This window comes from Pseudoxanthomonas sp. YR558 (genome assembly GCF_900116385.1).
GTDB lineage: Bacteria > Pseudomonadota > Gammaproteobacteria > Xanthomonadales > Xanthomonadaceae > Pseudoxanthomonas_A.
On record NZ_FPCI01000001.1, the window covers coordinates 1083555 to 1107917 of the forward strand.

Sequence of the window (24363 nt, forward strand, 5' to 3'; positions counted from 1 at the left end):
ATCCCGCGATGAAGGCGTGGGCGTGGACACCGGCCGGGTCGTCCCGGGGGACGACGGTCTCCTTGTGAAGTCGGACGGCATGGTAAGCCAGGGATCCCGATGTGGCATGTGATGGCGGCGTCTACGCGGGACGGGGCGACTTGGATGCACCCCGCCCTGCATCCGTCCCGACGCCCCGCACGTATAGCCGCCGTGCCCCTGGAAGGATGACCGATGCGTGCATGCCGTGCCCTGCTGGGTCTTGCCCTCGCCTGCCTGGCGATCCCTGCTGGCGCCAGCGCGGACATCCTGCGTCAGGAGGCCCGGGCTTATGCGCGCAAGAGCGATACGCTGCTGTACCGCGAATCGCACTGGCGCTACCGGCAGGACGGGCTCGCCCACCGGCTGGTGCTCTACCGCTGCCCCGACGGCCGCGCCTTCGCGCGCAAGACCGTGGTGGAGCGCGCGTCGGCGCAGGCGCCGGACTTCGATTTCGAGGATGCCCGCGACGGCTACCGCGAAGGCGTGCGCACCGGCCCGCGGGGTCGCACCGTCTATGTACGCCCCTCGGCCGACGCGACCGCGCGCGAACGCGCGATCACGCTGCCTGCCGGCGGCGTGATCGACGCCGGCTTCGACGCGAGCGTCCGCCTGCACTGGGATGCGCTGCGCGCCGGCCGCGAAGTCGACCAACCTTTCCTGCTGCCCAGCCGCATGGCCTTCGTCCCGATCAGCCTGCGCCCGGGCACGGCGCTGCGCTGGCAGGGCATCCCTGCGCAACGCCTGACGATGCGGCTGGACCGTTGGTACGGCTTCATCGCGCCGACGATGCAACTGACCTATGCCGATGCGGACCAACGCCTGCTCGAATTCGCCGGCATCGCGACCATTCGCGACGCCGCGGGCAATCACCAGGATGTGCGCATCGTCTTTCCCGATCCGGCCGCACCCGCCGACGCCGATGCGCTCGGCCGCGCGCGCGCGACACCGCTGGTGCGCACCTGCGGGCAATGAGCCCATCGCCTGCATCCGATTGCGTCTGTCCTGCGTAAGCCCCTCCAACGCAGCGGAGAACGTCATGCCGGCCAGTGCTTCCCCCACCCGCACGACGGCAACGCGCCTGTCCACGCTGTCGCGCTGGTTCGACACCGAGGCGCGCGCGGACGATGACGCCGCGCAGGCGGGGCGCATCGACTGGCTGCGCGCGATCCCCTTCCTCGGCATGCATCTGGCCTGCGTGGCGGTGCTGTGGGTCGGTGTGTCACCCATCGCCGTGATCGTGGCCGTGGCGCTGTACGCCGTGCGCATGTTCGCGATCACCGCGTTCTATCACCGCTACTTCTCGCACCGCACGTTCCGCACCTCGCGCGTGCTGCAGTTCGTGTTCGCGCTGATCGGCGCGTCCAGCGTGCAGCGTGGGCCGCTCTGGTGGGCGGCGCACCATCGCAATCACCACCGGCACGCCGATACCGCGGCCGATCCGCATTCGCCGAACCAGCACGGCTTCTGGTGGAGCCACGCGGGCTGGTTCCTGACCCGGGGCGGCTTCCGTACCGACTGGTCGCGCATCCCCGACCTGGCCGGCTATCCGGAACTGCGCTGGCTGGACCGCTACGACACCGTCGTGCCCGTAGTGTTGGCGGCCGCGCTGTTCGGCATCGGCATGTTGCTGGAGCGCCTGGCGCCGGGCCTCGGCACGAATGGCCCGCAGTTGCTGGTGTGGGGGTTCTTCATCTCCACGGTGGCGCTCTTCCATGCCACCGTCACCATCAACTCGCTGGCGCACCGCTTCGGCCGTCGCCGCTTCGACACCCGCGACGACAGCCGCAACAACCTCTGGCTGGCGCTGCTGACCTTCGGCGAAGGCTGGCACAACAACCACCACTTCTTCCCCGGCACCGCGCGCCAGGGCTTCCGCTGGTGGGAAATCGACCTGACCTGGTACGGCCTGCGCACGCTCGCGCTGCTGGGGCTGGTGCGCGATCTGAAGCCCGTGCCCGCGTGGGTGCTGGCCAAGGCGAGGCGCTGAGCATGCGCATCGCCGTCATCGGCTCCGGGATCGCCGGCCTGGCCTCGGCCTGGTGGCTGTCGCAACGGCACGAGGTCGTGCTGTTCGAAGCCAACGACTACCTGGGCGGCCACACCCACACGCACACCGTCGAACAGGCCGGGCGCGGGTACCGCATCGACAGCGGCTTCATCGTGTTCAACCCCGAGCACTATCCGCTGCTGTGCGGCCTGTTCGACGAACTCGGCGTGGCCTCGCAGCCGACCACGATGAGCTTCTCGGTGCACAGCGAACGCAGCGGCGTGGAGTACAACGCCACCTCGCTGGCCACGCTGTTCTGCCAGCGCCGCAACCTGGTGTCGCCGCGCTTCTGGGGCATGCTGCGCGACCTCGCGCGCTTCTATCGCGAAGCGCCTGCCTTGCTGGACGGCGACGAAGCGGGGCCGACCCTGGGCGAGTACCTGCAACGCGGCGGCTACGGCGCTGCGTTCCGCGACGAGCACCTGGTGCCGATGGCGTCGGCACTGTGGTCGTCGCCGCCGCAGGGCATCCTCGCGTTCCCGGCGCGCTACCTGGTCCAGTTCATGGCCAATCACCACATGCTGACGCTGGGCGAGCGTTCGCCCTGGCGCGTGGTGACCGGCGGCTCGGCGACGTATGTGGACGCGCTGCGGGCCCGCTGGCGCGTGCAGGAGCGCGTGTCCTGCCCCGTGCTCGCGGTGCGGCGCGACGCAGAGGGCGTGGATGTCGATACCCTTCAGGGCCGCGAACGCTTCGACCATGTCGTGATGGCCGGCCACAGCGACGACATGCTCGCGCTGCTGCACGATGCCGATGCGCGCGAACGCGACGTGCTGGGCGCCATCCGCTACCAGTCCAACGACACGGTGCTGCACACGGACGCACGCCTGCTGCCGCGCAACCGCAAGGCGTGGGCCGCCTGGAACGCGCATGTGCCGCGCGACCCGTCGGCGCCCTGCACCGTCAGCTACTGCATGAACCTGCTGCAGGACGTGCCCTCGCCGGCGCCGTTCGTGGTCACGCTCAACCGCAGCGAGGCCATCGATCCGGCCCGTATCCTGCGCCGCATGCACTACCGTCACCCGGTCTACGACCAGGCGATGGTCGCGGCGCAGGCCCGCAAGGCGGAGATCCAGGGGCATCGCCGTACCTGGTTCGCGGGCGCGTACTGGGGATGGGGCTTCCACGAAGACGGCATCCGCAGCGCGCGCGCGTTGGTGGATGCGTTCGAGGCGCAGCCGCCGACGACAACGGCGCTGCGGCACGCCGAGGCCGTGCCGGCATGAACGCGCCGCTCGCCAGTGCCGTTTACGAAGGCTGGGTGCGGCATCGCCGGCATGCGCCGCGGCCGCACGCCTTCCGCTATCGGATGGCGCAGCTCTACCTGGACCTGGACGAACTCGATCGCGTGTTCGACGGACGCTGGCTGTGGTCGGTCGAACGCCGCAACCTGGCCGCGTTCCATCGCAGCGACTACCTGGCACCGCACGACCAGCCACTCGCCGAGGCGGTGCGCGACCGCGTGGCACGGCAGCTGGGATACCGTCCGACGGGTCCGGTGCGGTTGCTCACCCACCTGCGCTATGCGGGCTACGTCTTCAATCCAGTGAGCTTCTACTACTGCTTCCAGCCCGATGGCACCACGCTGGATGCCGTGCTCGCGGAGATCACCAACACGCCCTGGCGCGAGCGGCACAGTTACGTGTTGCCGGTGCGCGACGGTGCGCCTTATGGCGATGGCTGGGAATGGGGGTTCGACAAGGCCTTCCATGTCTCGCCGTTCCTGCCGATGGAGTGCGACTACCGCTGGCGCTTCACCCTGCCGGACGACGCCTTGCGCGTGCACATGCAGGTGGACCGCGAGGGCCAGCGCGCTTTCGACGCCACCCTCACCCTGCTGCGCCGACCCTTGGACGGCGCCTCGCTGGCGCGCGTGCTGTGGCGCTACCCGCTGATGACCACCCAGGTGATGACCGGCATCCACTGGCAGGCCCTGCGCCTGTGGCTCAAGCGCACGCCGGTGCACGACCACCCTTCCCTCGCCCGCGAGACCCCATGAACGAGATCGCCGCTTCCTCCGCCACGCCGACCTACGGCGCACTCGACCGCCTGCTGCGTTCGCAGCTGCTGGCCCGCCTCGATGCGCTGGACCATGGGGTGCTGGTCGTGCGCGACGCGCTGGGCGAGCATCGCTTCGGCAACGCCGGGCCGGGTGCGCTGTCCACCGTGCACCTGTGGATCGATGATCCGGCGTTCTACCGCGCCGTCGCCGCACAGGGCAGCGTGGGCGCCGGCGAGGCGTACATCGCCGGCCAGTGGCGCTGCGACGATCTCGTCGGCCTGGTGCGGCTGCTGGTGCGCAACCGCGCCCTGCTCGACGGCATGGAAACCGGCATGGCGCGGCTGGGCGGCTGGGCGTTGCGCAGCTGGCATGCGCTCCGGCGCAACACGCGCGAAGGCAGCCGCCGCAACATCGCGGCGCACTACGACCTGGGCAACGATTTCTTCGCCCTGTTCCTGTCGCCGGACCTGATGTACTCGTCGGCGATGTTCGCCTCGCCCGACGATGATCTGGACACCGCGTCCTACCGCAAGCTCGATGCCGTGTGCCGCAAGCTGGCGCTGACGCCGCAGGACCGGGTGATCGAGATCGGCACCGGCTGGGGCGGCTTCGCCCTGCATGCGGCCCGCCACTATGGCGCCCACGTCACCACCACCACGATCTCGCGCGAGCAGCACGCGCTCGCCAGCCAGCGCGTGGCCGACGCCGGCCTGCAGGACCGGGTGACACTGCTGCTGCAGGACTACCGCGACCTGCAGGGCGAGTACGACAAGCTGGTCTCCATCGAAATGATCGAAGCGATCGGCGCGCCGTACCTGGAGACGTTCTTCGGCAAGCTGGGCGCGCTGCTGCGGCCGGGCGGCCAGGCGCTGTTGCAGGCCATCACCATCGAGGACCATCGTTACGTGCAGGCGCGCGATTCGGTGGATTACATCAAGCGCTTCGTCTTCCCCGGCAGCTTCATCCCGTCGCTCAGCGCGATGTATGTCGCGAAGACGCGCGCCAGCGACCTGCAGGTGGTGCACCAGGAAGACTTCGGCCTGTCGTACGCCTATACGCTGCGCGCGTGGCGCCGCCGCTTCATGACGCGGCTGCACGAGGTGCGCGCGCAGGGCTTCGACGAGCGCTTCATCCGCTTGTGGGAGTTCTACCTGGCCTACTGCGAAGGCGGCTTCCTGGAACGCTCCATCGGCGTGTCGCACCTGCTGATGGCGCGCCCCGGCCACGGGTCGGGGGCCGCATGAACCCGCTGCATGCCCTCGCGCTGGTCGCGCTGCTGGCCGCGGTCGTGATGACGCTGGGCTGGGGCTGGCAGCGGCGCCGCGAGAATGCCGGCATCGTCGACGTGCTGTGGTCGGCCTGCGTCGGTGGCAGTGCCGTAGTGCTCGCGGCCATCGGTGATGGCGCCTGGCAGGCCCGCGTCACCCTGGCCGTGCTTGGCGGAGTGTGGGGTGCGCGGCTGGCGCTGCACCTGTGGCATCGCGTGCGCCATGAACCCGAAGACGGCCGCTACCGCCACCTGCGCGCGCACTGGCAGGGACACCAGGGCAAGTTCTTCCTGTTCTTCATGGCGCAGGCCCTGCTGGTGGTGCTGTTCGCCCTGCCCTTCGTTGCAGCCGCGCGCAGCCCGCAGCACACCGCATGGCCGTGGCTCGTGCTCGCGGTGGCGATCTGGATCGCCAGCGTCGCCGGCGAGGCCATCGCCGATCGCCAGCTCGCCCGCTTCCGTGCCGATCCCGCGAACCGTGGCCGCACCTGCCGCGAGGGCCTGTGGCGCTACTCGCGCCATCCCAACTATTTCTTCGAATGGCTGCACTGGTTCGCCTACATCGCACTGGCGGTCGGCTCGCCGTGGGCGTGGCTGTCGTGGTGCGGACCGGTGGTGATGTACGTGTTCCTGCGCTTCATCAGCGGCATTCCCTACACCGAGGCGCAGGCCCTGCGCACGCGCGGCGAGGACTACCGCGACTACCAGCGCACCACGCCGATGCTGTTTCCGTGGTTCCCCAAACCCGCCGCCAAGGAGGCGACACGATGAACGCAATGGTGGATGAACTTGCCGCCGACCGCGCCGCCCCCGGCCTGCTGGGCCTGGCCGAACGTGGCCTGTTGCCGGATGCGCTGGTCCGCGCCGGCATCCGCCAGCTGTGCGCGCAACGGCTGCGCGATGAAGCCGGAGGCGGGCAGGAAGCACAGTCGGCGTTGCTCGCGCATCGGCTGCGCGCGTTGCGCCAGGGCGCGCTGGCGGTGCACACCGATGCCGCCAATCGCCAGCATTACGAACTGCCGGCGGACTTCTTCCGCCATTGCCTGGGCGATCGGCTGAAGTACAGCAGCTGCTACTACCCCACCGGCACCGAAACCCTGGAGCAGGCCGAGGACGCGATGCTCGCGCTGTACGGCGAACGCGCGGCGTTGGCCGATGGCCAGGACATCCTCGAACTCGGCTGCGGCTGGGGTTCGCTGACCCTGTGGATGGCGGCGCGCTACCCGAACGCGCGCATCACGGCCGTGTCCAATTCGCACTCGCAGCGCCGCTTCATCGAAGCGCGCTGCGTCGAGCGCGGGCTGGACAACGTGCGCGTCATCACCTGCGACGTGAACCAGCTGCAGCTCGACGCAGGGACCTTCGACCGCTGCGTCTCGGTGGAGATGTTCGAACACGTCAGCAACCACGCCGCGCTGATGCAGCGCATCCACGACGCCTTGCGGCCCGGCGGGCTGCTGTTCGTGCACATCTTCGTGCACCGCCACCTGATGTATCCGTTCGAGACGCAGGGCGAGGACAACTGGATGGGCCGGCACTTCTTCACCGGCGGCATGATGCCGTCGGCGGACCTGCTGCTGTTCTTCCAGCAGCATCTGAAGCTGCAGGAACGCTGGTTGCTGGACGGCACCCACTACCAGCGCACCGCCAACCACTGGCTCGCCCGGCACGATGCGCATCGCGACGAGGTGATGGCGGTGCTGCGCGAGGCCTATGGCGATGCCGCCGCCCTCTGGAACCAGCGCTGGCGCATGTTCTGGATGGCGTGCGCGGAACTGTTCGGCTATCGCGACGGCCAGGAATGGCTGGTCGCGCACTACCGCTTCCAACGGCCCTCGACGGAGCGCTGACATGCGCACCCTGCCCTTCGCCCTGCTCGCCCTGATGATCGCGACCTCGACCACCGCCTGCCGGTCCGGCACCGTCAAACCCACGGTCACCACCGCCGCGCCGGTCGATGTGGACCGCTTCATGGGCGACTGGTACGTGATCGCGCACATCCCTTCGTTTCCGGAGCGCGACGCCTACGCCGCGGTGGAGTCGTATGCGCGCCTGCCGGATGGCCGCATCCAGACCACCTTCCGCTTCCGCAAGGGCGCGCTCGACGGTCCCGAGAAGACGATGCACCCGATCGGCAAGGTCGAACCGGACAGCGGCGGTGCGGTGTGGGGCATGCAGTTCGTCTGGCCGATCCAGGCCGAGTACGTCATCTCGTTCGTCGATGCCGACTACCAGCAGACGATCGTCGCGCGCAGCAAGCGCGACTACGTCTGGCTGATGGCGCGCACGCCCACGATCTCTGACGCCGATTACCAGACCCGCCTGCGCCAGATCGAGGCGCTGGGCTACGACATGTCGAAGATCCGGCGTGTGCCGCAGCAGACGTCGGCCCCTCCAGGATCCAACGGCGGACCTAAGTGAGAGAAGAGACGCCCGAAAAGGTCAAACGTTGGGCCTTAGTGAGAGAAGAAACACCGAAATACATCCAACGTTCGACTTTGTTGTGAGAAGAAACACCGAAGTACATCCAACGTTCGATCTTAGTGAGAGAAGAAACACCGAAATACATCCAACGTTCGACCTTAGTGAGAGAAGAAACACCGGAAAGCATCCGACGATGGACCTTGGTGTGAGGAGAGATGGCCGCATCGCCAGGACGGGCGGCGGTCGAGTCGGCACCCATTCCCCCCTGTCACGGGGATCCCATGTCATGTCACTCTAGTGACAGGGACGGCGCCACCACGGCGACCGAGGAACAGGCCTCCATGCATCTCATATCGCGGGGCGCCCGTATCGGGCGCACGCTGGGCGTACTTCTGTGTGTGGCGTGGCTTGCCGGCTGTGGCGGCGGTGGCCCGGAGGGCAATGCGTACGTGGAGTACGACGGGACGACGCTGATCGTCGAAGGCACGCCCTACCCGCGGGAGGCGACGATGGACCCGCCGGGTACGTTCCTCGCCGCGCGCATCGTGGTACAGCCGGAGCAGGGCAAGCACGACGCCGCCGCCGCGCTCATCGAACGCTACGGGCTGACCCTGGAGGGTCGCAGCGCCGAAGGCTGGTTACTGGTGAAGGGGCCCGACGGTTTCGAGATGCAATGGGCGTCGGCGATCCAACGGCAACTGGGTGGACGGAGCTTCGCGACCAACGATCCCGCCGGCGCGCCCACGCCGATCGCGGTGGCGGCCGACGCCGCACCGGCCGCCGGGGTCCCGGCGCCAGAGCGCGAGCCCTCCGCCGAAGAGGTGCGTCGCGCGTTCTTCGACCTGTACGAAAAGCTCGACGACGCCGGCGGCCTGCCCGTCACCCTGACAGCCTCGGGTCAATCGACGGTGCTTCGGGCCAAGCTGTTCGACGCACGCAAGCAGTCCTGCCGCACGTTGCCCCACGCCAAACCGGGCGAATGGGAGTGCGAGGCCGAGCTGATGATGAGCCTGTGCTCCGGCGACTGCGATCCCGCCGACGAGGAACCTTCATCGAAGGGCGAGCGCATCTACCTGCGGTGGGATGCCGACGCGGAGCGCTACGCGCACGACGGTTGATGAGGTCCCGGGTGTCGCTTCGCGCTACCCGGGCCGCGGGGCTCGCTACTTCGCTTTCGCGAAAGGCAGGCCTTTCATCACCAGACGTCGATCCTGCGCGCATTGCCGCCGGGGACCTTCGCAGAGGAAGGCCACCCGCACCATCGGTTCGCCGTTCTCGGTCACCAGACGGTAGCGGGCCGCCACCCTCGCCTTGCCTTCCATGTACATGAAGAGCCAGTACTCGACCGGGTCGTCGCCCTGCTGCCGGAGCAGCATGTTGCGTACATACGGATACGGCGGCGTCAGTGCGGCCTGGGGCCGCAAGTCGTACCGTTCGAGCACCTGCTCGGGCGTCGTGTAGCCGTACAGGTTGTCGGGCAGATAGCGGACGCGGCGGTGGGTGGCGGGCCAGTCGTCGTTGCCCACGTGCGGATAGGACGCGAGCCGCGGCAGCCTGAAATCGAGCGGCACCCGCAAGTTTCCGCCACCCGCGGCGACGTCCTTCCCCAGCACCCACCCGCGCGATGCCGCCAACGCCGCTGCGTCGAAAGAAGCGTGGCCGCTGGTCTGCGCAATCCCGGCGTCCAGCACCCGCCCGCACCCGTCCACGCGCAGATCGAGGATGACGCTGGCCTCGAGATGGGCCTTGCGCATGTCGTCCGGATATTCGGGCGCGCCGCGGACCAGGTCAGGACACGCTGTGGAACTGGAACCACTGCCACCGTCGGCAGCCAGTACAGCCACCGGACACAACAACGCAACAAGCAGCATCCACCGCATCGATTCCCCCTGGTTTGAATGTCCTGATCCATCGCCGGCACCCCGCCGGCGATGAAGATCACACCATCGGCAATTTCAGGCCTTGTTCCTTCGCGCACTGCTGCGCGATCTCGTAGCCCGCATCCGCATGCCGCATCACGCCGGTGCCGGGATCATTCCACAGCACGCGCGCGATGCGCTTGTCGGCCTCTTCCGTGCCGTCGCAGACGATGACCACGCCCGAGTGCTGCGAGTAGCCCATGCCCACGCCGCCGCCATGGTGCAGCGACACCCAGGTGGCGCCACCGGCGACGTTGAGCATCGCGTTGAGCAGCGGCCAGTCGCTGACGGCATCGGAGCCGTCCTTCATCGCTTCGGTCTCGCGGTTCGGCGAGGCCACGCTGCCGGAGTCGAGGTGGTCGCGACCGATCACGACCGGCGCTTTCAGTTCGCCGTTGCGCACCATCTCGTTGAACGCCAGGCCCAACTTGTGGCGCAGGCCCAGGCCGACCCAGCAGATGCGCGCCGGCAGGCCCTGGAAGCTGATGCGCTCGCGCGCCATGTCCAGCCAGCGATGCAGGTGCGCATCGTCGGGAATCAGCTCCTTCACCTTGGCATCGGTCTTGTAGATGTCTTCCGGATCGCCGCTGAGCGCGACCCAGCGGAACGGGCCCACGCCGCGGCAGAACAGGGGACGCACGTAGGCCGGCACGAAGCCCGGGAAGTCGAACGCGTTCTTCAATCCCTGGTCGAACGCCATCTGCCGGATGTTGTTGCCGTAGTCGAACGTGGGCACGCCCATCTGCTGGAATGCGAGCATCGCCTCGACGTGCACGCGCATGGCCTGCTTGGCGGCATCGCGCACGCGTTCGGGTTCGGCCTTCTGTTCGGCCAGCCACTGCTCCACAGTCCAGCCGATCGGCAGGTAGCCGTGCACGGGATCGTGCGCACTGGTCTGGTCGGTGACGGCATCCGGACGCACGCCACGCTTCACCAGCTCCGGCAGGATCTCCGCCGCATTGCCGAGCAGCGCGATCGACTTCGCCACGCCGGCCGCCGTGTATTTCGCGATCCGCGCGAGCGCGTCATCGAGGTCGGTGGCCTGTTCGTCCACGTAGCGCGTGCGCAGGCGCATGTCGATGCTGGACTGACGGCATTCGATGTTGAGCGAGCTCGCGCCCGCCAGCGCCGCGGCCAGCGGCTGCGCGCCACCCATGCCGCCGAGGCCCGCGGTGAGGATCCACTTGCCGGTCAGGTCGCCACCGTAGTGCTGGCGCCCCATCTCGACGAAGGTTTCGTACGTGCCCTGCACGATGCCCTGGCTGCCGATGTAGATCCACGAGCCGGCCGTCATCTGGCCGTACATCGCCAGACCCTTCTTGTCGAGTTCGTTGAAGTGCTCCCACGTGGCCCAGTGCGGCACCAGGTTGGAGTTGGCGATCAGCACACGCGGCGCATCGGGATGCGTGGGGAAGATGCCGACCGGCTTGCCCGACTGCACCAGCAACGTCTCGTTGTCGTCGAGTTCGCGCAGCGACGTCAGGATGGCGTCGTAGCAGGCCCAGTCGCGCGCGGCACGGCCGATGCCGCCGTAGACGACCAGCGACGTGGGATCTTCCGCAACGTCCGCGTCCAGGTTGTTCTGCAGCATCCGGTACGGCGCTTCGCTGAGCCAGGACTTGCAGGTGAGCGTGGCACCGCGCGGCGCGCGGATGACGCGGGACGGGTCGTGGCGGGGATCGGACATGGCGGGTTCCAGATGCAGGTATCCGCCCATTATCGGCGGGAGGCCCCATCCTGCGCGAGCCGTACCAATGCTGCAGTGCGCGATGGCGTGCGTGGCAGAATCGGGCCATGAACGTCTTTCGCTCTGCACTATCCGCCTTCCTGCTGGCCGGGCTGTTGGTGGCCGCGCCCGTGGCCGCCGCACCGCCCGAGCGCGTGCTGGTCTTCACGAAGACGGCGAAATTCCGCCACGAGGCGATTCCGGTGGCGGCGGCGACGCTGCAGCGCCTGGTGGTGGACGAAGGCATGGCGGCGGACCACACCGAGGATGCCGGCGCCTTCACGCCGGAGAACCTGGCGCGTTATCGCGTGGTGGTATTCGCCAGCACGACCGGCGATGTACTGGATGACGCGCAACAAGCGGCGCTCGAAGCGTTCGTGCGGAAGGGCGGCGGCTTCATCGGCGTGCATGCGGCCGCCGATACGGAATACGACTGGCCCTGGTACGGCCAACTGGTGGGCGCGTACTTCCAGAACCACCCGCCGGGCCTGCAATCCACGCAGGTGCAACCCGAGAAGGATGGCAAACCGGTAGGACCGCGCTGGCCGATCACCGACGAGCTGTACAACTACCGCGCCAATCCGCGCGAGCGGGTGCAGGTCATCGCCACGGTGGACGAGGGGGAATACGACGGCGGCACGATGGGCGCGGACCATCCCATCGCCTGGTGCCACGCCTTCGACGGTGGCCGCAGCTGGTATACCGGGCTCGGCCACGAGGCGGCGGTCTACACCAACACGCACTTCATCGCGCAGCTCGTGCGCGGTCTGCATTACGCGTCGGGGCGTTCCGACGACTGCTGACCCCTTCGCGGCTGGGCGGTGAAGGGGTCAGGCAAGCTGCGTCAGCGGACCGCCGGATCCAGCGTACGCAAGGCATCGGCCAGGTCGGTGTGACCGGTGCGATCCAGCTCATCCTTGGAATACGAACGCCCGGGCTGGCCGTTGCACACCGTCTTCGCATCGCGCTGGCGGATGCGACTGCCGGTCTGGCGGACGCAGTTGGCTTCGGACAGGCGCGGCTTGTCTTCAGCCTTGGTGGGCGTGGAGGCGGGCGCAGCCGTTTCAACGAGAGGCGCGGCGGTCGGTGCGGGCGCCGGTTCCGGCGTCGATGCCGGGGATTGGGCCTGCGCGGTGGCCGCCATCAGGCAGGCGGCCAGGGCCAGGAGGGGGAGGTGCTTCATAGGGGGCTCCGGAGGGGCTTGGTCTACACGGTACGCCCCGGCGTGCCGTCGCGTCGCAGGGTCAGCCGACCGGGTTCAGCCGCACCTCAGGCGCCGGACACGCGGCCTTGCGGCCGTCGTGGAAGCGTTGGACCGCCGCCGCGTCGGCCTTCTGGGGCGTCACGCCGTCATCGAACAGCACCTGCCAGACGCCCTCGTCGTTGCGGTGCCAGACCGAGCCGAAGCGACCGAGCCGGGTGTCGCCGGTCTTCGGATCTTCATACAGCGCAGGACCGCTGGAATACGCCGTGCGGCCGTCGCCGCCCAGGGTCACCACCGACGGATACCAGCTCAGCTTCAGCGCCGTGCCCTCGATCAGCGGCCTCCATTCGCGGGTGATGGCCTCGCGCCCACGGGTGGGTTTCTGGCTCACGCCGAAGGCCGCCTCGGGGTGCAGATGCTCGGCGAAGGCGGCCGCGTCATGGTCGGCGACGGATTTCGCGAAGCTCAGTTCGCGCTGCCAGACCTGGCAGTGTGCGTCGGCATCGCCAGCCTGCGCCAATGCAGTATGCGACGCCGCACTCAACAACATGAGAAGAATAAAGCGCGACATGGCAGCGCTCCGTCGACTCAACGGATCGGGACGAAGACTTGTCCCGGTCCACTGTTGGCGCAGCGTTGTTCCGACTTGTCACGCCGGATCAGCCGCGATCCGGTGTGCTGCATGCAATCGTCACGCTGAGCGCGTCGGTCGTCGGTGCTGGGTGTTCCGTTGACGTAGACGATCCTGGCGGGCCGCCGCTTCTCCGGCTCCAGGTCGTTGACCACGATCTCGATGCGTGGACGAGGCTTGTCGCCCGCCCCATCCGTCGTGGCGGGCGGCTTCGCCTCACCCAGTGAATAGGCCATCGCCACGAACGGCGACAGCAATGCGACAGCCACCAGCGCTTGCCATGTCCTGCTCATGCCGCCTCCTCATGGGGTCCCTACCCGCAGCTTCCGACCCGGCAGGAAGGGTGTCAACGTCCGAAGCCGTCACATGCCCGTGCGATACTCGCGTCTGACCCACGATTCCCGCCCCCGCCTTGCGATCGACGCTCACGTTGCTGGCATTCGCGCTGTTCCTGAGCGGATGCGTCTCCCCTCCTGATGTGCGGCCGTCCCACACGCCCCACAGCGTCGTGCTCATCTCCATCGACGGCCTGCCCGCCAGCGCGCTGGGACAGGGCAACACGCCCCATCTGGATGCCCTCGCTGCCGCCGGCACGCACGCGGCGTGGATGAACCCGTCCTACCCCGTGCTGACGTTCCCCAACCATTTCACCCTGGTCACCGGGCTGCGGCCGGACCGGCACGGCATCATCCACAACAGCATGCGCGACGAATCCGTCGGCGGCTTCAAGGTCGCGGACAAGACTGCGGGCGCCGATGCGCGCTGGTGGCAGGGCGAGCCGATCTGGAACACCGCCGAGAAGGCCGGCCTGCGCACCGCGATCTGGGCCTGGCCGGGCAGTGCGGCGCCCATCGACGGTCGCCGGCCGACCCGCTGGGTGCCCTACTCGCCCGAGATCAGCGCGGCCGACCGCGCCGACCAGGTCGCGGGCTGGATGACCGAACCGGTGGCCACGCGCCCGCGCCTGGCCGCGCTGTATTTCGAGCGCGTCGACAACGTGGGGCACGAGAAAGGGCCGGGTGCGCCCGAAACGCTGGCGGCGATCCGCGAAGTCGACGCCGCGGTGGGCCGCGTCGTGCAGGCGCTGGACGCCCACGGCCTGCGCGCAACGACCGACGTGGTGGTGGTGTCCGACCACGGCATGGCACCGGTACGGCCGGACCAGTACATCGCACTGGAGGACATGGCGACGATCGAACAGGCTGAAGCCGTGAGCACGGGCCAGGTGATCGGCTTCAACCCGCGCGCCGGCCACAAGGCCGATACGGAGCAACGGCTGCTCGGGCGCCACGACCACTACGAATGCTGGCGCAAGCAGGACCTGCCGGCGCGCTGGCATTACGGTACGCATCCGCGCGTGCCGGCAGTCGTCTGCCAGTTCGATGAGGGCTGGAACGGATTGCCGGCAGCGCAGCTGCGCCGCGCACCGCAGGAGAAGTTGAACCGCGGTTCGCACGGCTACGACAACGCATTGCCGTCGATGCGCGCGGTATTCATCGCCGCCGGCCCCAGCTTCCGTCGCGGCACGACGCTGCCGGCCTTCGACAACGTCGACGTGTATCCGTTGCTGGCGGAATTGCTGGGTCTCGCACCCGCGAGGAACGATGGCGACGCGGCCACCTTCGCGCCGGTGCTGACGCCGCGGGCAGCGCCCGCGCATTGATGTCCGGAAACGGTGAGTCGGTGCCGGGATGCGGTGCTAGCCTGCGTCCATGGTCCCGCCCGATGCCACCGCCCTGCCCGACCGCCACGTCTGCGAACAGGCGCGGCTGAGCCGCGACGCGCGCTTCGACGGCCTGTTCTTCACGGCCGTCATCAGCACGCGGATCTACTGCCGGCCGGTGTGCCCGGCGCCCGCACCGAAACCGCAGAACATCGTCTATTACCGGAACGCGGCCGCCGCAGAAGCCGCGGGCTTCCGCCCCTGCCTGCGCTGCCGGCCGGAACTGGCGCCCGGCGATGGCACGTGGCGGCGTGGCGATGAAGTGGTGGCGCGCGCATTGAAGCTGATCGACCAGGGTGCACTGGTCGACGCGCCCGTGGCGAACCTCGCCGAACGCGTGGGCCTGGGCGAACGGCAACTGCGGCGGCTATTCACCGATCGCCTCGGTGCCACGCCGGTGGACGTGCACGGCACGCGCCGCCTGTTGTTCGCCAAACAGCTGCTGACCGAAACCACCCTGCCGATCACGCAGGTGGCGCTGGCCGCCGGCTTCGGCAGCCTGACCCGGTTCAACACGGCGTTCCGCGAGGAATACCGGATGGCGCCACGCGATCTGCGCAAGCGCGAGCTGCCGCCGACGCACGAGGTGATGACGTTGCGGCTCGGTTACCGTCCGCCGTACGACCTCACTGCGATGCTCGATTTCCTGCGCGGCCGTGCGTTGCCGGGCGTGGAAGTCGTCGATGGGCGCAGCTACCTGCGCGTGATCGGCACGCCGGACGCACCCGGCTGGCTCCGCGTCAGCGCGTGGGATGCAAGCTCGCACGCGCTGCGGCTCGAACTGCATGGCAGCACACCGAGCGACCTGTTGCAGATCGTCAGCCGCCTTCGCCGCATGTTCGACCTCGACGCGGACCCCGCCGCGATCGCCGACGCACTCGGCGACGATCCGCGCTTGCGGCCGTTGCTCGCGGCGCGTCCCGGCCTGCGCCTGCCCAGCGGCTGGGATGGCTTCGAGATCGCGGTGCGCGCGGTGATCGGCCAGCAGGTCAGCGTGGCCGCCGCACGCACGTTGACCGCGCGCCTCGCACAACGGCACGGCACGCCGCTCGCGATCCCGTTCGACGGACTGACGCACCTGTTCCCCACACCGGATCTTCTGGCCGATGTGGACCTGACGGAGATCGGCCTGACCCGCGCACGCGCCGACACGATCCGCGGGTTGTCGCGCGCGTTGCTGGATGGGCGGGTGGATTTCCGGCCTGAGCGCACGCTGGAGGATTTCACGTCGCGCTGGGTCGCTCTGCCCGGCATCGGTCCGTGGACGGCGCACTACATGGCGCTGCGCGCGCTCGGTCACCCGGACGCGTTTCCCGCCGACGATCTGGTGCTGCAGAAGGCCGTGCCGACCGACGGCACGCGGATGACCGCCAAAGCGCTGACGGCGCGTGCCGGCGCGTGGCGGCCTTGGCGCGGCTATGCGGTGATCCATGTATGGAAGGGCAGCATGCCTGCGCCCAAAGCGTCTGCTGTTGTAGGAGCGACGTAAGTCGCGACCGGGATGCTGCCATCGACCAGAATGTTCCATTCATGCGGTCGCGACTTACGTCGCTCCTACCTTGAGCTTCCCGACATGATCCTGTTCCGCCATCTCGACAGCCCCGTGGGCACGCTCACCCTCGCCGCGAACGAGGAAGGCCTGCATGCGATCGAGTTCCCACGCAACCGGCATCCGGCGGACCGGGAAGGTTGGACACCGGGGGATCATCGCGTGCTCGATCTGGCGGCACGCCAGCTGGACGCCTATTTCGCCGCGAAGCGACGCGATTTCGATCTTCCGCTGGCGCCGCGCGGCACCGACTTCCAGCGCGCCGTGTGGATGACGCTCGCGGGGATCGGCTATGGCGAGACGATCAGCTACGCGCAATTGGCGCAGCGAGTGGGGAAGCCCACCGCGATGCGTGCGGTGGGCGCGGCGAACGGACGCAATCCGCTGCCCATCGTGCTGCCTTGCCACCGCGTGATCGGTGCGGACGGTGCGCTCACCGGTTTCGGCGGCGGCCTGCCGACCAAGCAGTTCCTGCTGGAACTGGAAGGCGCGCTGCCCAGGTCACGCGACCTGTTCGGCTGAGCCGGGTCACATCCCGCGGAAGCGCTGCTGGAAGGCGCCGCTGACCGGCAGCACGTCGTCGCGCCCCTTGACGCTCAACAGGTGCCGGCCGAGTTCGTCCTTGCGCACGCGGTCGATGGCCTGCACGCGTACCAGCACGCCGCGGTGCACCTGCCAGAATACGTCCGGATCGAGTCCGCCGAGCAAATCCTTCAATGGCATGCGGATGATGGCTTCGTCATCGGTGGTCACCACGCGCACGTACTTGTCCTGTGCCTGGAAAAACAGCACCTCGTCGATCGCAATCATGCGCACGCTGTCGCCGACGCTCGCGGTGATCCAGCGGATCAGACGATCGCCCTGCGGCCGCAGGCGCGCTTCCAGATCGTCGATCAGCGTGCGCATGTCCGGCGCGCGCGCTTCGGCCAGGCGTGCCTGCATGCGCTCCACCGCCTGTGCCAAGCGCGCGTCCTGCACCGGTTTCAACAGGTAGTCTGCCGCACCGGCCTCGAACGCACGGATGGCGTAATCCTCGTACGCAGTGGTGAACACCACCAGCCCGCCTTGCGCCACTACTTGCCGCGCGACGTCCAGGCCGCTGACGCCCGGCATGCGGATGTCGAGGAAAGCGACCTGCGGGCGGTGTTGCGCGACGGCATCCAGTGCCGACAGCCCATCCTCGCAGACGGCCACGATCTCGAGGTCCGGCCACGCCGCGCGCAGCTGTTGCTGCAGCGCGCGACGCTGCGGCGCTTCGTCTTCGGCGATCAGAGCGGTGACGGCCTTCATGCCGACGACCCTAGCGGCACGCGGATCTCCGCGCAAACACCGCGACCTCCCATGGCTGGCGCCAGAGCGAAAGCGGCACGCGTGCCGTAACGCGCCGACAGTTGTTCGCGCACGTTCGCCAGGCCCACGCCGGTGCTCAGGCCGGGTTGCAGGCCGGCGCCATCGTCGCGCACCTGCACACGCAGCATGCCGTCCTCGCGGACCGCCTCGATGTCGATGCGGCCCGGGCCGGGTCTGGGTTCGATGCCGTGTTTGATCGCGTTCTCCACCAGCGTGATCAGCAGCGAGGGCGGAAACGGCGACGCACGCAACGCATCGTCGGCGCGCACGGCGTAGGCCAGCCGGCCGCCCATGCGCACCTGCATCAGCGCGAGATAACTGCTGCAGATATCGAGCTGCTGCCCGAGCGTGGCATGCAGGCCGCGGTCGTCGCGCAGTTTCGGAATGGTGGCGCGAAGGAAATCGACCAGCGCGTCCAGCGTGGCTTCGGCCTGCGCGGGATCCTGCCGCACCAGCGCGCGCACCGAGGCCAGGGTGTTGAACAGGAAGTGGGGTTCCACCTGCGCCTGCAGCACGCCCAGGCGCAGGTCGGCTTCATGCACGCGTCCTTCCAGCGCGCTGAGTTCGCGGCCATGGTGGTGCTCGTCCCAGCGGCGGTGCTCGCTGAAGTACGCCCGCAGCGCTAGCCCGCCGCCGAACAGGCCATAGATGACCACCAAGGCCGCAACGTTGATCGCCAGCCCGATCGCTTTCACCAGCGGTGCCGGTGTCGAGGGCGTCATGTTCAATCCCGCAGCTTCCAGGCCCGGCTTGATCAGCTGCTCGATGTAGGACGATCCGACGCGGTCGATGAAGAAGCTGAGCACCATGCCGACCAGCACGGCGATCACGACGGCCTTGCGCTCGCGCGCCACGGGCCATGCACGGTGCCGCACGGCGGTGGCCAAGGCGGGCCCCAGCGTGGCCATGAGGCTGAAGACGACGAACTGCGTGATCGCGACCTTGATCGCGACGCCAAGGTCCTGCACCGCCACGCCGGTGCCCGTGCCGATGAAGGCGGCGACCACCGCGATTACGCTGCAGAACAGCAGGCTGCGACCGAGCAGCCAACGCAGGCCGAACACCGGGTACTGGCGATAACGGCTCCAGACCGCATCGCCACCCACCAGCACTTCGGCGGGCAGCTTCTGTCGCAGCGGATAGGTCCGCTCCATGCTTACTTCCTTTCGCCGCGCAGTTGTTGGCCGGCCTGCTTCAGCGTCAGCGCAACCACCTTGCCGGCCGCATCGCGTTCGAAGCGGATCTCCGCGCCGACGGCGTCCATGACGAACACATCGCGCTCGACCGCCTGCACCGGCAACGCTGGCTGGCCCGTACCCTGGATGGTCAGCGTCTCGCCCTGCGCTTTCACCGTGAGCGCGAACGCGGGCACCAGCGGGTACTCGCCTTCGTATTCGCGCAATGCGGCCGCATCGATCTTCAACACGGGCTTCGCCGCGGCGGCATCGATCCGCTTGGCCGGCATCACGCCGCCCATCTGCATCCACGTGAACGACTGGCCCGCCGCCGTGCGCTGCGGCCGCAATACCGCGTCGAAATCACGCGGATAGAAATCGCCTGCGCTGTCGTAACCCATCGCATACGCGCCCTGGCCGGCGGCCTGGATCTCCAGCGCATCGCCCTTGCGGCGCAGGGTCATCTTCATGCCACCGGCAAGTTCGTATTCGCCGGCGAGTGCGTCGAGCAACGTGCCGTCCGGCGTGGCTTCGCGGCGCGGCGTGCCGAGCGGAAAGCTGGCATCGACCAGATGCAGACCCAGCGAGCCCAGGCTGCCGATCGAGTTCCACGTCGTGTCGGACAGGATCACCACGCCGCGCTGCTTGTCCTTGTCGAACGACACGAATGACGAGAAACCACCGGTGCCGCCTTCGTGCACGTGCACGGTGCGACCGCCAACGGGCATCAGCATCCAGTTCATCGCCATCGGCGGCGCGTCCGACACCTTCTGCTGCGAACGCTGCAAAGCGGCCGAGATCGCGGTGGATTCGGTTCCCAACTGGCCTTGCACGTAGCGCACCATGTCATCCAGCGTGGCGCGCACGCCGCCGACACCGGCGAGGTTGGTCTGGAAATGCCAGGCCGACGTGGCCCGTGCGTTCGGCGTATGGCCCACGGCTGCGCGCACACCGGCGGGCGCCGCATTGACATAGGCATGCTGCATGCCGAGCGGCGCGAACAGGCGCTGCTTCAGCAGCGTTTCCATATCCGTGCCCGCACGACGCGCGACGGCGTACGAGAGCACCATCGAGGCGAAGTTGGAATATTCGAACTTGGTGCCGGGCGCTGCGGTGAGGGTGACGTCGCCCAACGACGCGAGCAGTGCGGCTTCGTCCAGCTTCGCGTAGGGGTCCGTCATGTCGGGCGCCCCCATGCGCGAAGGCAGCGCCGGCAGTCCGGAGGTGTGGGTCACGACGTGGCGCAGCAGGATCGGCTTGCCCTGGAACTGCGGCAGCTTCGTGCCTTCGGGCAACCAGGCGGAGAGCGGATCGTCCAGCGAACCTTTCCCCTGCCCGATCAGATCGGCGAGCAAGGCCGCGGTCATGGTTTTGCTGACCGAGCCGATCTCGAAGGCGGCATCGGGCCCGATGCGCGACGCATCCTTCGCATCCGCGCACTGGTACGTGCGGGCGACGGTGCCGGCTTCGACGACCGCGGCCGCCATGCAGGCCCCGGTGCGATCGCCCTGCAGGCGCTGCTGGACCTTGCCGGCCAGCGCCTGGTCGGTCATGGCATGGGCGGGCGTGACGGCGGCGAAGCCGGCGGCGGCAACGGCGAGGGCGATCGAATGAGCGTAGGCCATGGCGGTTCTCCTGACGGGATGGTGGCCATGCTGGCGGACGCCTTCGCCATGCGTGCGGGTCTGCGATGGGCGACCCGGTGGCCGCGATGAACGCCGCGATCCCGCGGATGGCCGACGCGCCAAGCCCTAGTCGCCCAGCAACTGGCGCACGGTGGCGCCGTAACGACGCGCGATGGCATCGCCGTCCACGTGGCGGCCTTCGGTGACCATCTCGCGGCCACCGACACGGACCGAGCGGACCAGCGGCCGGTTGCCTGCGAACAGCCAGCGGTCCACCACGTCGTCGGTCGTCGCAGCTGCCAGCGCGGGGGCATCCGCATCCAGCCAGACGGCGTCCTGTGGATCCGGCGCAAGGCCCGTGGCATCCGCCTCGCTGTCCAGTACTCCCGCCAGCAGGGTACGGCCGACACTCGGCGAACCCGGCAGCACCGCGATGTTGCGATGGCGCGTGATGAGTCGCTGGCCGTACTCCAGCCAGCGCAGCTCTTCCACCGGCGATACCGAGACGTGCGAATCCGAACCGATGCCCCAGCGGCCGCCGGCCTGCAGGAACTCGCGCAGCGGGAACAGGCCATCGCCGAGGTTCGCTTCCGTCGTGGGACAGATCGCGACGGTGGCGCCGCTGTCGGCGATGCCACATGTTTCTTCCGGGGTCAGGTGCGTGGCGTGCACCAGTGTCCAGCGCCGATCGACCGGGAATTCGCGCAGCAACCATTCCACCGGCCGCGCGTCGCGCAGCGCCAAGCAGTCCTGTACTTCGCCCACCTGCTCGGCAATGTGGATGTGCACCGGTGCATCGGCAGGCAGTGCCGACAGCACCTCGCGCATGGCGGCTTCCGGCACCGCACGCAGGCTGTGGAACGCACAGCCGACGCGCAACCGCGCGTCCTGCAGCGGACGCAAGGCTTCGAGCAGACGGAGGAAACCATCCACGTCGTGCCCGAACCTTCGCTGGCGCGCCGACAGTTCACGGCCGTCGAAGCCGCCCGTCATGTACAGCACCGGCAACAGGGTCATGCCGATGCCGGTGTCGCGCGCAGCGGCGATCAAGGCGTTCGACATCGCCGCGGGGTCGTCGTAGGGCGCGCCGTCGGGCTGGTGATGCACGTAATGGAATTCGCACACGCGGGTGTAGCCGGCTTCCAGCATCTCGGCGTACAGCTGCGTCGCCACCGCGTAGGTGCTCTCCGGCGTCATCCGCGCGGCGAAGCGGTACATGATTTCCCGCCAGGTCCAGAAACTGTCTTCCGGATTCGTCTGGTGCTCGGCCATCCCCGCCATCGCCCGCTGGAAGGCGTGCGAATGCAGGTCGGCGATGCCGGGAACACGCCATCCTGCGTCGGTCAGGACGGGCAGGCCTGCGGGAGAATCGGGATTCGACATGGCGGTGCTTACGGCCGGCGACAGGGGTGCGTTAGGCTACCGCGTCGCCCACGCCAAGACACGCCCGCCGCCATGCTTGCCATTGCCCTCTCGCTGGTTGCCGTCGCCCTCGCGCTGATGGCGGTCTTCATCGCCGTGCAGGCGCAGAAGAAGAAAGGTGGCGCCGGCAACGGCGCCGGCGAAAGCGCCACCGAGCCCGGGCTTTCCACGCACACCGACACGGCGTGCGCATCCGATGGCGGCGGCTGCGATGGTGGCGGTGGAGGCGACTGACGACATGGAGACGCGCTGGGATGGCCTGCTGGTCAACGTCCGACTGGTCACGCTGGCCGGGGATGCCGGCTATGGCGTGGTGGAGAACGGTGCGCTGGGCTGGCGCGATGGCACGCTCGTGTTTGCGGGCAGTCTCGTGGATCTGCCGGCTCCACTGGCGTCACTGGCCGATCAGGTCGTGGACGCGCAGGGCGATTGGGTGACGCCTGGCCTGGTGGATTGCCACACGCATGTGGTGTTCGCCGGCGACCGGGCCGGTGAGTTCGAACAGCGCCTGCAGGGCGCCAGCTACGAAGACATCGCGCGCGCCGGCGGCGGCATCGTGTCCACCGTGCGGGCCACGCGGGCCGCCAGCGAGGACGCCCTGCTCGACGCCTCACTGCCGCGCGCACGCGCCTTGCGCGACGACGGCGTGACGACGCTGGAGATCAAGTCCGGTTACGGCCTCGACTTCGACAATGAACGCAAGATGTTGCGTGTGGCGCGCCGCATCGGCGACCTCCTGGGCATCACGGTGCGCGCCACCTTCCTTGGCGCGCATGCGCTACCGCCCGAGTTCGCCGGTCGCGAGGACCACTACATCGACGCCGTGTGCACGTGGCTGCCGACGCTGCACGAGGAAGGTCTGGTGGACGCGGTGGATGCCTTCTGCGAGCGCATCGGCTTCACGGCGGCGCAGACGCAGCGCGTGTTCGAAGCGGCGCGCGCATTGGGCATCCCGGTGAAGCTGCATGCCGACCAGCTCAGCGATGGGGGCGGCGCGGCGTTGGTCGCGGCGTTCGATGGCCTGTCGGCCGACCACGTGGAATACACGTCCGAGGCCGGCGTTGCGGCGATGGCGCGCGCGGGCAGCGTGGCCGTCCTGCTACCGGGTGCCTTCCACGTGCTGCGCGAAACGAAACTGCCGCCGCTGGACGCTTTCCGCGCCCACGGCGTGCCGATGGCGGTGGCGACGGACTGCAACCCGGGCACCTCGCCCCTGCAGTCGCTGCGCCTGGCCATGTCGCTGGCTTGCACGCATTTCCGCCTGACCCCGGAAGAAGCGTTGCGCGGCGCCACCGTGCATGCAGCGCAGGCGCTGGGCCTCAAGGATCGCGGCCGCCTGATGGTGGGACAGCGCGCGGACTTCGTGCGCTGGCGCATCGGCCGGCCAGCGCAACTGGCGTATTGGCTGGGCGGCGATCTGGTCTCGGCCGTGCATGTGGGCGGTCGGGTCGTGAGTCCCCCCTGAAAAACAAAAACCCCGGCGAGAGCCGGGGTCTTGCGTTCGCGACCGGCGTACCGGCGCGGCGGGCTTACTTGGCGACAGCCTTCTTGGTCACGGCCTTCTTCGCCGGCGCCTTCACCACCGCCTTCTTCGCGGTTGCGGTCGCCGCGATGCCCGCCTTGGCCACCGTACGCTTGCGCGCGTTGCCGTAGCTGGACGAATAGCGCTTGCCCTTGGCCGTCTTGCGATCACCCTTGCCCATCGTAGTTCTCCTGATTCATTGAAAAGTCCGCCCGGGGGTAAGGGCGGTAGCAGGGGCGCCGACCGTTCCGGGGCACCCGCGCAGGGCCGCAAAGCCTACCACAGCGGGGCCTCCGGCTCCTTGCCCGACTTCGCCACCCGGCGTCAGTGGGCGCAGCTGGCGTCGTGGATGTGCCAGTGGTTCAGGCGCAGGTTGAGCAGGTGGGCCAGGCCGACCAGCATGCCGCCCACCGTCATCACGATCGCGTGGGGGACGACGGATTCGTGCAGCGGTGCGTACAACACGCCCGCCCACAGCGCCGCCAGTCCGAACAACAACATGCCCAGTGCACGGAAGGCGCGGTGGCGGCGGTAGCCCCAGATCAGGCTGAAGAGCCCCAGCACCGTCACGAAGGTCACGAAGGCTCGCTCGAAGCCATCACCCAGCCACACCGACAACCCCAGCGAGGGGATGGCCGCCAGCAGCAGCGGGGTGATCGCGCAATGCAGGGCGCAGACCAGCGATCCCGCGGCGGCGAACCGGTCGATGAAGGAGCGGAGGGAGGACTTCATGGCCACAAGTATGACTTCCGGGGG

26 protein-coding genes are annotated in these 24363 nt (G+C 68.7%); 15 read left to right on the plus strand and 11 right to left on the minus strand.

The annotated features are described in order from the left end of the window. Positions 1-213 precede the first annotated feature (213 nt). The 9 genes from BM365_RS05200 (at position 214) to BM365_RS05240 (ending at position 8879) form a co-directional block, all read left to right on the plus strand. Entirely contained in the window at positions 214-993 is a 780-nt protein-coding gene (locus BM365_RS05200; protein WP_093487214.1) for a hypothetical protein, read from the plus strand. Between the two features lie 64 nt (positions 994-1057). Next, positions 1058-2008 (plus strand): acyl-CoA desaturase, encoded by a 951-nt coding sequence (locus tag BM365_RS05205; RefSeq protein WP_093489509.1) that lies wholly within the window; start codon positions 1058-1060, stop codon positions 2006-2008. Between the two features lie 2 nt (positions 2009-2010). Next, positions 2011-3294, plus strand: a complete 1284-nt coding sequence (locus BM365_RS05210; RefSeq protein ID WP_093489507.1) for an NAD(P)/FAD-dependent oxidoreductase — start codon at positions 2011-2013, stop codon at positions 3292-3294. Continuing rightward, complete coding sequence (locus BM365_RS05215; RefSeq protein WP_093487216.1) at positions 3291-4067, plus strand: DUF1365 domain-containing protein; 777 nt, start codon at positions 3291-3293, stop codon at positions 4065-4067. The genes BM365_RS05210 and BM365_RS05215 overlap by 4 nt, the downstream gene beginning before the upstream one ends. Further along, positions 4064-5314, plus strand: coding sequence for an SAM-dependent methyltransferase (locus BM365_RS05220; protein WP_093487218.1), 1251 nt, complete (start codon positions 4064-4066; stop codon positions 5312-5314). The genes BM365_RS05215 and BM365_RS05220 overlap by 4 nt, the downstream gene beginning before the upstream one ends. Beyond that, positions 5311-6108, plus strand: a complete 798-nt coding sequence (locus tag BM365_RS05225) for a DUF1295 domain-containing protein (protein WP_093487220.1) — start codon at positions 5311-5313, stop codon at positions 6106-6108. Before BM365_RS05220 ends, BM365_RS05225 begins: the two co-directional genes overlap by 4 nt. Then, positions 6105-7187, plus strand: a complete 1083-nt coding sequence (locus BM365_RS05230) for a cyclopropane-fatty-acyl-phospholipid synthase family protein (RefSeq protein ID WP_093487222.1) — start codon at positions 6105-6107, stop codon at positions 7185-7187. Before BM365_RS05225 ends, BM365_RS05230 begins: the two co-directional genes overlap by 4 nt. A gap of 1 nt (position 7188) precedes the next feature. Continuing rightward, the gene (locus BM365_RS05235; RefSeq protein WP_093487224.1) at positions 7189-7758 is read left to right on the plus strand and encodes a lipocalin family protein; all 570 of its coding nucleotides are present in this window, start codon (positions 7189-7191) and stop codon (positions 7756-7758) included. A 344-nt stretch (positions 7759-8102) separates the two neighbouring features. After that, positions 8103-8879 carry a hypothetical protein gene (locus BM365_RS05240; RefSeq protein ID WP_139227336.1) on the plus strand — a complete coding sequence of 259 codons (777 nt, stop codon included), beginning with the start codon at positions 8103-8105 and terminating at the stop codon, positions 8877-8879. A gap of 45 nt (positions 8880-8924) precedes the next feature. On the opposite strand, the gene BM365_RS05245 is transcribed toward BM365_RS05240, so the two are convergent. Together BM365_RS05245 and hutU are read right to left on the minus strand one after the other, a co-directional pair. Continuing rightward, a complete protein-coding gene (locus BM365_RS05245; RefSeq protein WP_093487228.1) occupies positions 8925-9641 on the minus strand; it encodes a TonB family protein in 717 nt (238 codons plus the stop codon). A gap of 58 nt (positions 9642-9699) precedes the next feature. Next, entirely contained in the window at positions 9700-11367 is a 1668-nt protein-coding gene (gene hutU / locus BM365_RS05250) for a urocanate hydratase (protein WP_093489511.1), read from the minus strand. A 107-nt stretch (positions 11368-11474) separates the two neighbouring features. Here hutU and BM365_RS05255 point away from each other — a divergent pair, with 107 nt between their 5' ends. After that, the gene (locus BM365_RS05255; protein WP_093487230.1) at positions 11475-12209 is read left to right on the plus strand and encodes a ThuA domain-containing protein; all 735 of its coding nucleotides are present in this window, start codon (positions 11475-11477) and stop codon (positions 12207-12209) included. A 41-nt stretch (positions 12210-12250) separates the two neighbouring features. Here the strand turns inward: BM365_RS05255 and BM365_RS05260 are convergent, their stop codons facing one another. The 3 genes from BM365_RS05260 to BM365_RS05270 all read right to left on the minus strand — a co-directional run bounded on the left by BM365_RS05260 (position 12251) and on the right by BM365_RS05270 (position 13534). Beyond that, entirely contained in the window at positions 12251-12589 is a 339-nt protein-coding gene (locus BM365_RS05260; protein ID WP_093487232.1) for a hypothetical protein, read from the minus strand. Positions 12590-12650: 61 nt separating this feature from the next. Continuing rightward, positions 12651-13181 carry a YybH family protein gene (locus BM365_RS05265; RefSeq protein ID WP_233210762.1) on the minus strand — a complete coding sequence of 177 codons (531 nt, stop codon included), beginning with the start codon at positions 13179-13181 and terminating at the stop codon, positions 12651-12653. Between the two features lie 17 nt (positions 13182-13198). Next, complete coding sequence (locus tag BM365_RS05270) at positions 13199-13534, minus strand: hypothetical protein (protein ID WP_093487236.1); 336 nt, start codon at positions 13532-13534, stop codon at positions 13199-13201. Positions 13535-13749: 215 nt separating this feature from the next. Between BM365_RS05270 and BM365_RS05275 the strand changes: the two genes are divergently transcribed. The 3 genes from BM365_RS05275 (at position 13750) to BM365_RS05285 (ending at position 17035) form a co-directional block, all read left to right on the plus strand. Continuing rightward, positions 13750-14904: an alkaline phosphatase family protein gene (locus BM365_RS05275; RefSeq protein ID WP_233210761.1), complete on the plus strand. Its 1155-nt coding sequence runs from the start codon at positions 13750-13752 to the stop codon at positions 14902-14904. A gap of 49 nt (positions 14905-14953) precedes the next feature. Beyond that, positions 14954-16453 (plus strand): DNA-3-methyladenine glycosylase 2, encoded by a 1500-nt coding sequence (locus tag BM365_RS05280; protein WP_093487240.1) that lies wholly within the window; start codon positions 14954-14956, stop codon positions 16451-16453. Between the two features lie 84 nt (positions 16454-16537). Beyond that, positions 16538-17035 carry a methylated-DNA--[protein]-cysteine S-methyltransferase gene (locus tag BM365_RS05285; RefSeq protein ID WP_093487242.1) on the plus strand — a complete coding sequence of 166 codons (498 nt, stop codon included), beginning with the start codon at positions 16538-16540 and terminating at the stop codon, positions 17033-17035. A 6-nt stretch (positions 17036-17041) separates the two neighbouring features. On the opposite strand, the gene BM365_RS05290 is transcribed toward BM365_RS05285, so the two are convergent. From BM365_RS05290 to BM365_RS05305, 4 genes are all read right to left on the minus strand, one after another. Next, positions 17042-17803: a LytR/AlgR family response regulator transcription factor gene (locus tag BM365_RS05290; protein WP_093487244.1), complete on the minus strand. Its 762-nt coding sequence runs from the start codon at positions 17801-17803 to the stop codon at positions 17042-17044. Then, on the minus strand, positions 17800-19017 hold the full coding sequence (locus BM365_RS05295; protein WP_093487246.1) for a sensor histidine kinase: 1218 nt from the start codon (positions 19015-19017) through the stop codon (positions 17800-17802). The genes BM365_RS05290 and BM365_RS05295 overlap by 4 nt, the downstream gene beginning before the upstream one ends. Before the next feature lie 2 nt (positions 19018-19019). Then, a complete protein-coding gene (locus tag BM365_RS05300; RefSeq protein WP_093487248.1) occupies positions 19020-20663 on the minus strand; it encodes a serine hydrolase in 1644 nt (547 codons plus the stop codon). Between the two features lie 126 nt (positions 20664-20789). Further along, positions 20790-22046, minus strand: coding sequence for a formimidoylglutamate deiminase (locus tag BM365_RS05305; RefSeq protein WP_093487250.1), 1257 nt, complete (start codon positions 22044-22046; stop codon positions 20790-20792). A gap of 72 nt (positions 22047-22118) precedes the next feature. Between BM365_RS05305 and BM365_RS05310 the strand changes: the two genes are divergently transcribed. Both BM365_RS05310 and hutI read left to right on the plus strand, forming a co-directional pair. Beyond that, on the plus strand, positions 22119-22319 hold the full coding sequence (locus BM365_RS05310; protein ID WP_093487252.1) for a hypothetical protein: 201 nt from the start codon (positions 22119-22121) through the stop codon (positions 22317-22319). Positions 22320-22323: 4 nt separating this feature from the next. Beyond that, the gene (gene hutI, locus BM365_RS05315) at positions 22324-23550 is read left to right on the plus strand and encodes an imidazolonepropionase (protein ID WP_093489513.1); all 1227 of its coding nucleotides are present in this window, start codon (positions 22324-22326) and stop codon (positions 23548-23550) included. Between the two features lie 64 nt (positions 23551-23614). Here hutI and BM365_RS05320 read toward each other — a convergent pair whose 3' ends face one another. Together BM365_RS05320 and BM365_RS05325 are read right to left on the minus strand one after the other, a co-directional pair. Beyond that, positions 23615-23788 (minus strand): 30S ribosomal protein THX, encoded by a 174-nt coding sequence (locus BM365_RS05320; protein ID WP_093487254.1) that lies wholly within the window; start codon positions 23786-23788, stop codon positions 23615-23617. A gap of 143 nt (positions 23789-23931) precedes the next feature. Continuing rightward, the gene (locus tag BM365_RS05325) at positions 23932-24339 is read right to left on the minus strand and encodes a MerC domain-containing protein (protein WP_304485895.1); all 408 of its coding nucleotides are present in this window, start codon (positions 24337-24339) and stop codon (positions 23932-23934) included. Positions 24340-24363 lie beyond the last annotated feature (24 nt).